Source organism: Stenotrophomonas indicatrix (genome assembly GCF_002750975.1).
GTDB lineage: Bacteria > Pseudomonadota > Gammaproteobacteria > Xanthomonadales > Xanthomonadaceae > Stenotrophomonas > Stenotrophomonas indicatrix.
Map to the genome: position 1 here is coordinate 953,269 of NZ_PEJS01000001.1, position 14,925 is coordinate 968,193.

The window sequence follows — 14,925 nt, forward strand, 5'->3', positions numbered from 1 at the left end:
CGTGAAATGAACAGCATCTATCGCCTGGTTTTCAACCGCGCGCTGCGCGTGTGGCAGGTCGCTTCGGAACTGGTGAAAGGCGGTGGCGGCCTGGTCGGCCAGGTCGCCGGCCGGCAGACGGCAGCCGTGTCGCCGCTCGGCTTCGCGCTGATGTGCGCGTTGGGATGGGTCAGCCTAGCGCCCGTGGCTGCAGCGCAATCGGTCGGCCACATCGTGTCCGATCCCAACGCGCCCGGCCGTGAGCGCCCCACCGTGGTCACCGCGCCGAACGGTGTGCCGATGGTCAACATCACCACGCCATCGGCCGGTGGTGTTTCGCGCAACCGTTACTCGCAGTTCGATGTCGGCCGCGAGGGCGTGATCCTCAACAACGCGCGTGGCCAGGTGCAGACGCAGCTGGGTGGCTGGGTGCAGGGCAATCCGTGGCTGGCCACCGGCAGCGCCCGGGTCATCCTCAACGAGGTCAACGGCCCGGCCAGCCGGCTCAATGGCTACGTGGAAGTGGCCGGACAGCGCGCCGAGGTTATCATCGCCAATCCTGCCGGCATCCAGGTCAACGGTGGCGGTTTCCTCAATGCCAGCCGCGTCACGCTCACCACCGGCACGCCGGTGTTCAGCGGCAGCGGTTCGCTGGAAGGTTATCGAGTCAGTGGTGGGGCAATCGAGGTCAACGGTGATGGCCTCGATGCCAGCCGCGCCGACTACACCGACCTGATCACCCGATCGCTGAAGGTCAACGCCGGCATCTGGGCCAACCAGCTGCAGGCGACCCTCGGCAACAACGTGGTCAGTGCCGACCACAGCCAGGTCAACGCTGCGGCGGCCAGCGGTGAAGCGCCGACCTTCGCGCTGGACGTGGGCGCGCTGGGCGGCATGTTCGCCAACAAGATCTGGCTGGTCGGCAATGAACACGGCGTGGGCGTGCGCAATGCCGGCAGCATCGGTGCCCAGGCCGGCGAACTCGTGGTCACGGTGGATGGCCGGCTGGAGAACACCGGCGCGCTGCAGTCACTGCAGAACGTGCGCGTGCAGGCGAGCGGCGATCTGGCCAATGCCGGCACCATCGCTGCCACGCATGAAGCTGCGATCACCTCCGGTGGCACGCTGGACAACAGCGGCGGCAAGCTCAATGCACAGCGCCTGCAGCTGCAGGCACAGGCTCTGCGCAACCGTGGCGGTGCCATCGAGCAGACCGGCGTGCAGGCGTTGAGCCTCACCACAGGCAGCGTGAGCAATCGCAGCGAAGGCCTGATCGGTGCGCTGGATGCGGTGGCGTCGGGCGGCTCCGGCGGTACCCCCAGTGGCACCTCGCCGGGAAGCGGCGGAACGCCAGGTACCGGTGCGCCCGGAACCGGCACGCCCGGTACGGGTACACCGGGTACACCGGGTACCGGCACTGGCGGCGGTACGCCGGTGACGCCGGCTGTTCCGTTGGCCGCCGGTGTGCTGGACATCGCTGGCACGCTCGACAACGACGCCGGCAGCATCAGCAACGGCGGTCGTGTATCGCTGGTTGCGGGCAATGGCCTGGACAACAGCGGAGGCCGCCTTGGTGTGGCCTCGCTGCGCGCCACGGGCGATCTGAACAACGATGGCGGCACACTGCAGGTGCACGGTGACGCTGCGCTGCAGCTGGGCACGCTGTCCAACCAGAAGGGCGCGCTGAGTGTGGCCGGTACCCTGCAGCTGCAGACACAGTCGCTGGACAACCGGGCAGGCGAGCTGCGCCATGCCGGCAGTGCCGAGTCGGCCTGGACAGTGCAAGGCGCGTTCAACAACGAGGGCGGCCTGCTGGCGACCAATGCCGAGCGCTTGACGCTGGGGGCAGGTCGGGTCTTCAACGCCGGTGGCCGCATCGAGCATGCCGGTAACGGCGGCCTGTTGCTGACCACCGGCGACTGGACCGGTGCCGGCGGTCGCCTGAGCACGCTCGGTCGCCTGGACTGGACGGTGGGCAATGCGGACGTGCGCAATGGCACGCTCACTGCAGCGCAGTTCCAGATCGCCGCCGGCACGCTGGACAACCGCGGTGGCAACCTGCTGTCGCTGGGCAACCAGGGCAGCATGCTGCGCGCCGGTACGCTGGACAACAGTGCTGGTGGCACCGTGGCCGGCAATGGCGAGCTGACCGTCTCGGCGGGGACGCTGGACAACAGTAAGGGCCTGCTGCAGCAGGCCGGCACCGGCGCGTTGCGTGTACACGCCGATACGCTGCGGGGCAGCGAAGGCCGCCTGCTCAGCAACGGTGACCTGTCGCTGACCGGTGGCCAGCTGGATGTGAGTGGCGGCACCACCTCGGCGCAGAGCGTGCATATCCAGGCCGACGGCGTGCGCAATGCCGGTGGCCAGATCGTGTCGCTCGGGAATTCCGAGTTGGCGCTGGAGGTACGTGGCACCTTCGACAACCAAGGCGGGCAGGTGCTTGGCAACGCGGGCCTGCGCATCGATGCGGGCCGCATCGACAACCAGAAGGGCACGCTGCAGTCGGCCGGTAGCCAGGGCGCGACACTGACCGTGCGCGACGCACTGGACAACAGCGCCGGTGCGATCTCTGGCAACGGCCAGTTGCAGCTGCACGTCGGCAGCCTGCTCAACCAGGGCGGCAAGGTGCTTGCGGCGGGTAACAGCCTGTTGCAGGTGCAGGCCCGCGAATTGCTGGACAACCGCAACGGCGGCCGCCTGGCCGGCACGGGCGACGTGCTGCTGCAGGCGGCGCGGCTGGACAACCGTAGCGGTGCAATCGAGCACGCCGGCAGCGGCTCGCTGCAGATCCGTGCCGATGCGTTGCAGGGCGCAGCCGGGCGGATTCTCAGCCAGTCGTCGCTGATGCTTGACGGCGGCGAGCTGGTGCTGGGTGCCGGCAGCACCACTCAGGCCGAGCGCGTCGCGATCAATGCCGAACGCCTGGACAACGCCGGCGGCAACCTGAGCGCCACCGGCAGCGATGCACTGCAGCTGCGCGTGGCGCAAGCCGTGGACAACAGCGGCGGCACGATCGCAGGCAACGGCGCCCTGGATGTGCAGGCCGGTGAACTGCTCAACCGCAAGGGTACGCTCAGTGCTGCCGGTGCAGCCGACAGCACGTTGCAGGTCAACGGTACGCTGGACAACCATGAAGGCACCATCGCCAGCAATGCCAACCGGCTGACCCTCACTGCCGCACAGCTGGACAATACCGCCGGTGCCATCCGCCAGGCCGGCAACCAGGGCCTGGATATCACCACGGCCCGCCTGGATGGCAGCAAGGGCACGTTGGTCTCTGCGGCTACGCTGACCCTGCGCGCGGATGAGGTAGACCATCGCGACGCAACGCTGGGGGCTGACCGCTTCGACCTCGAGGCCGGAACGCTGGACAACGCCGGCGGCCGCATCATCGCAAGTGGCGAGGGTGCCAGCCGCATCCATGCCACCACGCTGGGCAATGCCGGCGGTACGCTGGCCAGCAATGCTGACCTGACGCTGCAGGCGCAGACGCTGGACAACAGCGCAGGCAAGATCCAGCACGCCGGCAGCGGCCAGTTGCAGGTGCTCGCACAGACCCTGCTGGGTGCGGGTGGCAGCGTGCTCAGCAATGGCACGTTGGTGCTGGAGGGCAAGACCCTCGATCTGTCGAAGGCGACCACATCGGCGCGCCGCATCGACCTCACTGCCGATAGCCTGACCACGGCCGGCGGTGCGCTCACTGCAACCGGCGAAGAGGCACTGCGCCTGCGTGTGCAGGGGCTGCTGGACAATCGCGGCGGGTCGCTGGCCAGCAATGGTGTGCTCGACGTTGCCGCGCGGCAGCTGATCAATGCGCAGGGCACCCTGCAGGGCGCCGGCAGCGGCCGTTCCACCCTGGCCATCGGCCAGGCACTGGACAACCAGAGCGGGCGCATCCTGCTGGGTGGCGCGGGCACGATCAATGCCGCCAGCCTCGACAACCTCGGCGGTACTGTCCATGCCGGCGGCAGCGAACTGGTGCTGGGCATCGACGGTCGTCTCGACAACGGCAGCCAGGGCCTGCTGTCCAGCGCCGGTGCGATGACCCTGGGCGCCGCCAGCCTCGACAACCGGCATGGCACGGTGGTGGCAGGCAAGGACCTGCTGCTGACCACGGTTGCAGGCGTGGACAACAGCGATGGCGCGATGCAGGCCGGCGAGCTGTTGCAGCTGCAGGCCACTGGCCTCGACAACCAGCGCGGCACGGTGCTGGGTGGGCAGCTGACCCTCGATACCCGCGGCCAGCGGCTGGACAACAGCGCAGGTACGCTGGGTACGCAGAAGGGTGCGCTGACGGTGCACAGTGGCGCGCTGCTCAACCAGGGCGGCCGGGTGCAGTCGGCCGCCGATCTGCGCATCGATACCGCAGGACAGACCATCGACAACCGGGACACCGCCAGCAGTGGTGGCCTGTTGGCGGCGGGCACACTGCAGCTGGACGCTGGTGCGCTGGACAACCGAGGTGGCACGCTGAACGCACAGGGCGATGCGCGGCTGCTGCTCGCCAGTGCCGACAACAGCGCCGGCGGTACGCTTGCCAGCGCGGCGGGCCTGTCGCTGCAGGCGGCGACGCTGGCCAACGGCGCCGGGCGCGTGCAGGCCGGGCGCAATCTCGACCTGACCCTGAGCGGGCACCTGGACAACACTGCCGGCGCGATCGCCGCCGGCCAGTTGCTGACCCTCACCGCAGCCAGCGTCGACAACCGCAACACCCGCGGCGGCGATGGCACCCGCGGCCTGCAGGCAGGCCAGCTGCAGTTCGGAACGCAGTGGCTGGACAACAGCCAGGGACAGATCGTCACCGATGGCGGCGCGCGGTTGCAGGTCAACGGCCAGCTGCAGAACTACGGGGGTGTCATCACCACCGGCGGCAACCTCGACAGCAGTGCCGACAGCGTTGCCAACAGTGGCGGCCTGCTGCGGGCCGATGGCAGCCAGACCCTGGTGGCGCGCGCGCTCAGCGAGGACGGCCAGGTACACGCCCAGCGCGACTTGAGCCTGACCCTGCAGCAGGGCCTGAGCAACCGCGGCGAATGGGTGGCCAACGGCACGCTGGCCCTGCATCTGTCCGGCGACCTGGACAACCAGGGCGTACTGCGTGGCGGCAACCTCGATCTCAACGCGCAGAACATCACCAACGCGGCCAACGGCGAGATCTCCAGCGAAGGCATCACCCATCTCAATGCACGCGGCCAGCTGACCAATCGCGGCCTGATCGACGGCAAGGTGACCCACCTCGAAGCCGACGTGCTGGACAACCTTGGCACCGGCCGCATCTATGGCGACCACGTGGCGATCTCGGCCGGCGTGCTGAAGAACCATGCCGAGGATGCCAACGGTGCCACCCGCGTCGGCACCGTGGCCGCGCGCGAGCGCCTGGACCTGGGCGTGCGCGAACTGCAGAACACCGGCAAGGGCCTGATCTACAGCGGCGGCGATGCGGCCATCGGTGGATCGCTGGGGGCTGATCGCATTGCTGCGGGCACGGCCGGCAGGATCGACAACATCGGTTCGATCATTGATGTGAGCGGCAACCTGGCGATCGATGCGGGCGCGATCAACAACATCCGTGAGAACGTGGTCATTACCCAGACCACCACGGTGAACGCGCCGGTGCGCATGGATCGTCCTGCATGGTGGCGCAACGGCAAGAACGGCACCGAGAACATCCGCAGTACCAGCCACTACATCGCCCAGGAGGTCTATTACCTCAACCCGGCCGATATCCTGGAAGATACGCCGCACATCACCCCCGACGGCTTCACCGTACACCGGGCGGTGGTGCGCCTTACCGCGCAGACCAGCGCGTACTTCTTTGGACGTGGCGGCCTGTATGCCGCGCTGGGTGAGCGTTCGCGCCTCAACCTGCAGGATGGCACCGTAGTGCTGTACTACGTTGGGCGCCAGGACAACCAGGCCAACCCGGACCAGGCCGGCAGTGGCGCCGACGATCCCTTTGCCGAGCTGACCCATCTGCACCCGGATTCGCCGGCATTCCGCTATGTCGATGACAAGCTGACCTATTCACCGGCCTATGGCACCTGCACCACCAACTGCGTGCAGCTGTGGACCTACAAGGACTATGCCCCGGACCAGCACCTGACCAATCCGCGCGGTTCCGGCGGCAACAACGTCAGCAGCAACGAGCAGTACCGCATCGCCACGCAGACGGTGACCGAGGATATTCTGGGGCCAGGCGTAGGCGCCGATGCGGTCATCCGCTCCGGTGGTGCAATGCGATTGCGTACCGATGATCTGCGCAATCACTACGGCAGCATTGCCGCCGGCGGCAATCTCGACATCGTTGGCCTGGGTGGCACCGCCAAGGTGGAGAACCTGGCTGCGACGCTGTATCGCACCCATGCTTTCAACAACGTGGGGCATACCTTCTCCGGCGACCTCGTCACCTGGAGCAACCCGGCGATCTCCGAAGTGACCGGGAAGATCGGCGGCAGCATCACCAGCGGCGGCACCCTGACCATCGACGTTGGCGATCTCAGCAACCTCAACCAGGGGCGCAACGCACCCAACGTGCAGGATGGCGCGGCAATGGCCAACCTCAACGTGCAGGGGCCGAAGACGCTGCCGGACGGCCCTGGCCATAACGGTGCGCAGGGACCGGGCCACAGCGGAGGGACGGGGGCGGAACGCGCGCTGGCACAGGCGGCAGATGCCGCCGGCACGCAGCAGGGCGGCACGGTCGGGGGCATCGCCGGCAATGGCGCCGCATCCGGGTCGCGTGTGGTCGCCGCCGCCGGCGGCTCGCCGGACCGCATCGCGATGGGCGCGCCGGACACCCGTGCACCCACGGCCAGCCTGTTCAACGTCCAAAGCAACGATGGCAACTATCTGGTTGAAACCGATCCGCGCTTCACCGACCACAAGACGTGGCTGAGCTCGGACCACCTGCTGGGGCAGATGGGCTACTCGCCCGATACCGTGCAGAAGCGGCTGGGTGACGGCTACTACGAACAGAAGCTGGTGCGCGAGCAGATCGGCGAGCTGACCGGCCGCCGCTTCCTGGACGGCTACGCCAGCGATGAGGCGCAGTACCGCGCGCTGCTGGAAGCCGGCGCCACCGTGGCCAGCGAATGGGGCCTGCGCCCGGGCGTGGCGCTGACCGAGGCGCAGATGGCGCAGCTGACCAGTGACATTGTCTGGCTCGTCGAGCAGACCGTGACCTTGGCCGACGGCAGTACCACCACCGCACTGGTGCCGCAGGTCTACCTGCGCCTGCGTCCGGGTGACCTGGATGGGCAGGGCGCACTGCTGGCCGGTGCCAATGTCGATATCAAACTGGCCAATGGCCTGGTCAACACCGGTGACATCGCTGGCCGCAAGCTGGTGACCATCGATGCCGGCAACATCGAACACCTGGGCGGTAGCATCTCCGGCCAATACGTCGGGTTGGCGTCGGACAAGGACATCCGCATTGCCGGTGCATCCGTGACGGCGACCGATGCGCTGTCGGTGCAGGCGGCGGGCAATATCACGGTGGCCTCCACGGTGGAAACACAGCGGGGCGGTGGTACCTACCAATACGAGACCAACCGCATCGATCGCGTCGCCGGCCTGTATGTGACCAACCCCAGCGGCGACGGCATGTTGTCGGTGGTGGCCGGCGGTGACATCAGCCTGCAGGCCGCGCAGATCCGCAATGCCGGCACCGATGGTCTTACCCAGTTGGCGGCAGGTGGGAATCTGGATGTCGGCGCGATTGCGCTGGACGAGCGCCGCGATGCCACCTTCGACGACCGCAACCACCAGCGCAGCAGCAAGACAACGCACGCTGCCACGTCGGTACAGGGTGGTGGCGATGTAGTGCTGGCTGCTGGCAAGGACATCAACCTGGCCGCCGCGCAGATCAAGGCCGGTGGTGGACTGGCGCTGCAGGCCGGTGGTGACATCAACAGCCAGGCATTGGTGGACAGTGAGAGTCGCGACTTCGCCAATGCCGGCAAGCGCAGCTCGCTGCAGGTCAGTCAGAGTGATGAAACTGTGCGGGGCAGCACGCTGCAGGCAGGGGACAATCTGCTGCTGAGCGCTGGCCGCGACGTGAACCTGACCGCCGCACTGGTCGACAGCAGCGATGGCGCAGTCAGCGTAGTCGCTGGCCGCGACGTGAATCTGCTCTCGGCCAACGAGACGCACGACTACAGCCTGGACAGCTACGAGAAGAAAAAGAAGACGCTCTCCAGCACCACCACCACGCGCAGCGTCGACAACAGCGACAGCTATGCCATCGGCACGGCGATCCAGGGCGAGAGCATCAACATCACTGCCGGTCGCGATCTGACCGCAGTCGGTGCGGTGGTCGATGCCACTGGCAACGTGATTCTGGGAGCGGGCAACAATGTACTGATCACCGCCGCAGAGGACCATCACAGCAGTGAGTCCAGCGAGAGCAAAAAGAAATCCGGCATTACCGGAGGTTTTGGCAACGGCGTGGCGTCGGTGGGCTACAGCAGCGCGAAGAACAGCAGCACCAACGCCGAGCAGTCCACCACCCAGGTCGGCTCGGCCATCGCCTCACGCGAAGGCAATGTGCTGATCAATGCCGGCAACCAGCTGACCATTGCCGCTTCGGACGTCGCCGCTGGCGAGAACCTGACGCTGGTGGGCAAGGACATCGCGCTGCTGGCGCGGCAGGACACCACGGACAGCCAATCCAGCCAGGCGAGCAAGTCCAGCGGCTTCTCGGTGGGCGTGACCTACGACCCGACCAAGGCCTACCGCAGCGCCCGCGACTCGACCACCGACGGCATGGCCGACAGTGGCTCGGCGATGGGGCGGATCACCCGCACCGCTGAAGGTGCGGCCTCCGGCCTGCGTGCAGCCACCACGTCGACCGTGGTGACCGCCGGCAGCCAGCGGTCCAACAGCGAGCAGAGCCATTCGACCAGTGACGCGCGTGTCAGCCAGCTGGCTGCCGGAGGCGATCTTACGCTGATTGCCAACGGAGGCTCGATCCTCAGCCAGGGCACGCAGATGTCGGCCGAGGGCAATGCCGTGCTGCTGGCCACCAAGGACATCGTGTTCGATGTGGCCCACAACACCGAGCGCAGCGACAGCAGCAGCCGGGGCAAGGGCTGGGGCCTGGCCAACAACACCAGTGGCCTGCCGTTTGGCACCAACAACTCGCAGAGCGACGGCAGCGGCAGCAGCGATACCATCACCGGCACTCAGTTGTCGGTGGGAGGTGGCGTACGCATGGCCACCACCGAGGGCGACATCAGCCTGACCGCGGCCAACATCGCCGCCGAGAAGGACGTGAACATCCGTGCTGCCGGTGATCTGCTGGTGCGCAGTGGGCAGGACACGGTCAGCAATGCCAATACGTCGGACAGCAAGGCGATCGGCTCGGTGCAGATTTCTGATACCGAAAAGTTCTCCGGCTGGCACCGCGAGCAGCACCAGGACGACAGCGCGCAGGTGTCACAGGTGGCCAGCAGCATCGGCAGCCTGGGCGGCAACGTGAACCTGACGGCTGGCGGCAAGTACACGCAGACGGCCAGCAACGTGGTGGCCGCCAAGGACGTGAACATCACTGCCGCCGAGATCGAGCTGCTGACCGCCGATGAAAGCGGTCACTACTCGCAGAGCGACAAGGACCTGAAGATCGGCGTGTTCGCACGGGTGAAGTCGCCGCTGATCGACCTGATCAACAACGTGGACGCGGCCCGTCAGTCCGATGACCGCCTGCAGAAGATGCAGGGCATGGCCGCCGGCGCCAACGCGTATCAAGCGGCCAGTGCGATCTCGGCGCTGTCCGGCCGTGCCGGCAGCGGAGACCTGTTCAGTGCTGAAGCCGGCATCGGCTTCAAGACGGCCAACAGCAGTGCCGATGGCAGCAGCACGGTCTCGCGCGGCTCGACCATCCAGGGCGGCGGCAACGTCAACCTGACCAGCACCACGGGCGACATCCACGTGGTGCAGGGCAACCTGAGCGCGGGCAACACGCTCAGCCTGGATTCGGCCGGCGACATCCTGCTGGAAGCGGGCAAGGCACACGTGGCAGACCGCAGCAAGAGCAGCAATGCCGGCGCCGAAGTGGGCGTTGGCGTTGTCGTGGGCGCGCAGACGGGCGTGTATGTGTATGCCGAAGCCAGCGTGGGCAGCAGCAGGTCGAACTCGGACAGCAACACCTGGCAGAACACCACGCTGACCGGCCAGAACATCTCGCTGAAGGCCGAGGGTGACACCACGTTGCGCGGCGCGACCGCCACGGCCGACCGCATCGACGTCAAGACCGGCGGCACGCTGACCATCGAATCGCTGCAGGACATTGCCGAGAGCATGTCCAAGAACAGCCAGGTGGGTGGGCGCGTGCAGGTGGCCTTCGGTAATGCGTGGAATGCCGATGGCTACGCCAGCGCAGGCAAGGCAGAGGGCAGCTACCAGGGCGTGGGCCAGCAGAGTGGCTTGTTTGCCGGCAACGGTGGCTATCACGTGGATGCTGGACACGTGAACCTGATTGGCGGCGCGATTGCCAGCACCAGCGCGGCCAACAGTGAACTGACCGCACAGACGCTGACCTTCAGCGATCTGCAGAACCAGATGGACTACTCGGCCAGCTCCGGCAGCATCAGCGGTGGTGCGGGCGGGCAGATGAAGGGTTGGGACCCGAAGGCGGGCACTACCGCCCCTCGCGGTGGCCCAGGCATGTCGATGACGGAGAACGGCAGCGACAGCAGTTCAACGCTTGCGACGCTGACCGAAGGCAACATCACCATCGGTGGCAAGCAGACCACGGCGGCGGAGCTGGGTATCAATACCGATGCCAGTGCAGCGCATCGTGCGCTGGAGGCGATGCCGGATGCCACCAAGCTGCTGGCGGACCAGCAGGCGATGGCGGGTGCGATTGGGACGGTGGTGGCTACCAGCAGGCAGGTTGCCAATGACATCCAGACCCATCAGAGCAACAAGGCCACGCAGGACTATTACGACAGCCTTTCGCCCGAAGAGCAGGTTGCGTTCGACAAACTTGATGCCAAAGCGAGAGACAAGCGGCTGAGTGACAACAGCCAGGCCTATAAGGATGCGAAGAAGTGGGGCAGTGGTGGTGACTACAGCCGGGCACTGGATGCCGTGACTACCGCATTAGTGGGAAGTGCAGGCGGACAGGCTGTCGGCCAGCTTGCGTCCAATGCGCTTGCACCTTATGCAGCCTTCTTCATTGGTAGCACATTTGATCCGAACCATGGCAAGGACCCCAACGCAACCATGCAGTTGCTGTCGCATGCGCTCTTGGGCGCGGTGTTGGCCGAGGTCAATGGTGCCGGCGCAGGGGCAGGTGCGGCGGCCGCGGTAGGTGGTGAGGTGGCAGCCAAGTTCCTGACCGACACGCTATATGGGGGCAATGCGTCGAAGCTGAGCCCGCAGGAAAAGGAGACGATCCTGGCGCTGTCGCAGGCGGTGGGTGCGTTGGCCGGCGGATTGTCGGGGCAGGATCTGGCCGGGATAGCGTTGAATGCGGGAATTGCGAAGAATTCGGCTGAGAACAACTTCCTGGGGCAGAACGATCACGCGCGAATGATTCACCTGCGCGAGAAGGCCAAGCGGCAAGGTGGGTTGGACAAGCAGGAATCCCTGGAGCTTGTACTGCTGGATGCAGGGGATCAGATGAGTGCAGGGCTGCTACGGAAGGCGTTGGCAGGCGAGAGCCTGAGTGAGTTTCAAGCGGCTGACCTCGCGACCTACATCAGCCGATATGAGTCCCAGAACGGTCCTCTTGATCTGCCTGAGCTTCAAAAGCAGTTCCAGGAGCGCGCTGGAACGCTACGCCCGGGCGAACTGCAGGGAGTCAACCCGTCGCAGGTGTACGAGCGTCCATATGCTGGTCTGGGGGACGACCAGAAAGCGTACAAGGATGCCAATTACTCGTGGGTTGAGGATATTTTCTACCGCAAGAAGGGCGCGAACGAACGGCTGTTCGAGAACGCTCTGCGCAAGTCGGGCCTGGAGCCCAGTCGCACCGAGGACTTGCTCCCATCGTCAATGCAGTTGCGGAATTACTTCGCAATCCAAGATGCACAGACGTCGAGTGCTATGGCCAGTATCGCCTTCGTGGCTGCGACCGTGGGAGACATGAGCGAGGACAACCGTCGTGCGTTGACGTTAACGATGGGGGGTATCGCAAATATCGCTGGGATAGCTATCTCAGGTAAGACGGGATTACTGCCGCAGACAGGCGGACTTGGCGTGACACGATCTCCTTCGAGAAGGCGTGTAAGTGAGGCGCCTGCGACCAACGCATTGTCTGTAGAGCAGCCCAAAAATCAAGGCGGGGATTCGGGCGGAAGTAGTACGAAGAATTTCATTCCGCCAGGTCCAGTTCGCGTCAGTGATGCGCACAGCGTGGAAACAATTGGAGCGGGCACAAGATTTGGTGGCGGGAACAGGAATACTCTAAAATCAGTGTTGATGGGGGGGTATGACATTGATGGTGACATCAGGGAGATAAATTCAGGCCAAGGGATTCTGCTGCCTGACGGTAATGTTGCCGTGTCTTCTGGTCGAGTATGGGGTGCGCATCCAGGGAGTGCCACCATGTTCCCACGGTCGGGGCCAGGTATCGTTCAACTCTCGCAGGCAGAGTTCCGTCTCTATAGAGATATGGTCCGTCAGAATGGTATGTCTTCATCTATTGAGAAGGCGTTGGATGGTATGATCTCAGTTGGTAACAATGGTGTTAGTTCGGAATCTCGTTCGAAACTGAATGAGCTATATAGGTCGCGAGATCTTGGTAAATGAGGGGGCAGAGTGGAAGGTTTTGAATTTTCTGTGGGTCGAGTTGTTGAATTTTTGGAGTTGAAGCCAATTCTTGCAGCTAGGTTGGGCTTGGATGCGTCGTCGATTCTTACTGAAGATGATTATTGGGGGAGGTCGGATTCCTCTGCCTTTGCAGGGGTTTCTATTGAGTACGTGAACGGGGGGTTTCCGACATTTGTTAATGTTTATAGTGATGCGGAGTTCTATGGTGAAGCGCTAGGTGAATTGGCGGTAGGGCTCTCGGTCGATCTGGGTTCACCTATTCTTATAGGTGACTATATTAGTGGGATTGATGTTGCGTCAGGGCGTTTCATAGTGGTTCGGCCTGATGGTAAATTCGAGTTTGCTTATGAAGCCGAAGGCGGTGAAGTCGTGTTATTCGATCCGCCGAGGATAAATGATGTCGGCTAAATAGGGTGGCGTCGTCGAATATTTGAAAAGCTGGTCGCTATGCTTGCTTGTTGAGTGGTTAAAATTTTCTATGGACATAGTCTGTGGATTATTTGGGTCGGGTTGAAGTGGCCGCGCGGACCGGTATGTATTTATGTGCCGAGGCCGGCGCAGGCAGCAGCAAGAGACAGTAATGTCTGGCAGAACACCACGCTGACCGGCCAGAGCATCCCAGGGTGGCGGCAACGTCAACCTGACCAGCACGACGGACGACATCCGCGTAGTGCAGGGCAACCTGAGCGCGGGCAACACGCTCAGCCTGGATTTGGCCGGGGACATCCTGCTGGAAGCGGGCAAGGCGCACGTGGCAGACCGCAGCAAGAGCAGCAATGCAGGCGCCGAAGTGGGCGTGGGCGTTGTGGTGGGCGCGCAGACGGGCGTGTATGTGTATGCCGAAGCCAGCGTGGGCAGCAGCAAGGCGAACTCGGACAGCAACACCTGGCAGAACACCACGCTGACCGGCCAGAACATCTCGCTGAAGGCCGAGGGTGACACCACGTTGCGCGGCGCGACCGCCACGGCCGACCGCATCGACGTCAAGACCGGCGGCACGCTGACCATCGAATCGCTGCAGGACATTGCCGAGAGCATGTCCAAGAACAGCCAGGTGGGTGGGCGCGTGCAGGTGGCCTTCGGTAATGCGTGGAATGCCGATGGCTACGCCAGCGCAGGCAAGGCAGAGGGCAGCTACCAGGGCGTGGGCCAGCAGAGTGGCTTGTTTGCCGGCAACGGTGGCTATCACGTGGATGCTGGACACGTGAACCTGATTGGCGGCGCGATTGCCAGCACCAGCGCGGCCAACAGTGAACTGACCGCGCAGACGCTGACCTTCACCGATCTGCAGAACCAGATGGACCACTCGGCCAGCTCGGGCGGCATCAGTGTTGGTGCCGGCGGGCAGATGACTGGTTGGGACCCGAAGGCGGGCAACGCTGCGCCGCGCGGGGGCTCGGGTACGCCGATGGCGGAGAAGGGGGGGGGGCGACAGCAGCTCGACCCTTGCCACGCTGACCGAGGGGAATATCGGAGGCAAGCAAATCGCGGCGGGGGAGGCCCCCACCAGCGGTCCGCGCGCTGGCGCGGTCACCACTTTTTCGTAGGGCTTCCTTGATGGCGTCGTTCTCGAAGACCTGCTCTGCCAGCTTGTAGGATTGCCTGTTCTCGGAGCATATCCAAGTGTTTGATGACGGACCTCGTGTATTCAGTGCCGTCGTACCGCTTTACTGATGAGGTTGCAATGAAATTTCCAAGCGAAAGTGACTTTCTCGAAGCATTTGGTATCGAGCCCATCGAGGTTGATCCAACCTTAGCCCTGTGTCGCTATATAAAAAAATCAAGCAGGAGTGATGTTGAGGTTGATGTTTCTTTTAGCGCTGTGATGAAATCATTTCAGGTTGTTCTGAGGCTTGCCGCGCAGGAGATGGCTGTTATTTCTTCAGAGAGCGTCAAGTCTATTGAGTTGGTCCGCGATGGTTCGGGGGCAGGAGTTCATGTTGTATTTGATATTTTCGAATCAATCTCCGAGGCTAGAGTGATGTTTGAACCCGACGTCTGCTGTCGATGGTGGACGTTGCGCAATGCTTAGATGGATGCATGCCAATGTTCCAAGGGGATGCTCGTGATCCCGTGTCAACCGCCGAAATCAGTAGGCTCATAAAGGTCTGCGTTCGACGATCCTTCGAGGTGGCAGGAGTACGAATCCATTTTTGATCCAGACTATTT

General features: G+C 64.2%; 4 protein-coding genes. All 4 read left to right on the top strand.

Features of this window, described 5'->3' with window-relative positions; genetic code table 11:
• Positions 1 to 6 precede the first annotated feature (6 nt).
• Entirely contained in the window at positions 7 to 12,735 is a 12,729-nt protein-coding gene (locus CR918_RS04505) for a hemagglutinin repeat-containing protein (RefSeq protein WP_243378966.1), read from the top strand.
• 9 nt (positions 12,736 to 12,744) lie between these two features.
• A complete protein-coding gene (locus tag CR918_RS21020) occupies positions 12,745 to 13,164 on the top strand; it encodes a hypothetical protein (RefSeq protein WP_133119665.1) in 420 nt (139 codons plus the stop codon).
• A 262-nt stretch (positions 13,165 to 13,426) separates the two neighbouring features.
• Complete coding sequence (locus tag CR918_RS04510) at positions 13,427 to 14,314, top strand: hemagglutinin repeat-containing protein (protein WP_243378968.1); 888 nt, start codon at positions 13,427 to 13,429, stop codon at positions 14,312 to 14,314.
• Between the two features lie 126 nt (positions 14,315 to 14,440).
• The gene (locus CR918_RS04515; RefSeq protein WP_099844242.1) at positions 14,441 to 14,788 is read left to right on the top strand and encodes a hypothetical protein; all 348 of its coding nucleotides are present in this window, start codon (positions 14,441 to 14,443) and stop codon (positions 14,786 to 14,788) included.
• Positions 14,789 to 14,925 lie beyond the last annotated feature (137 nt).

Excerpts from the sequence above, each read along its gene's own strand:
- CR918_RS04515 (WP_099844242.1), top strand. The coding sequence starts at position 14,441 with ATGAAATTTCCAAGCGAAAGTGACTTTCTCGAAGCATTTGGTATCGAG.
- CR918_RS04505 (WP_243378966.1), top strand. The coding sequence starts at position 7 with ATGAACAGCATCTATCGCCTGGTTTTCAACCGCGCGCTGCGCGTGTGG.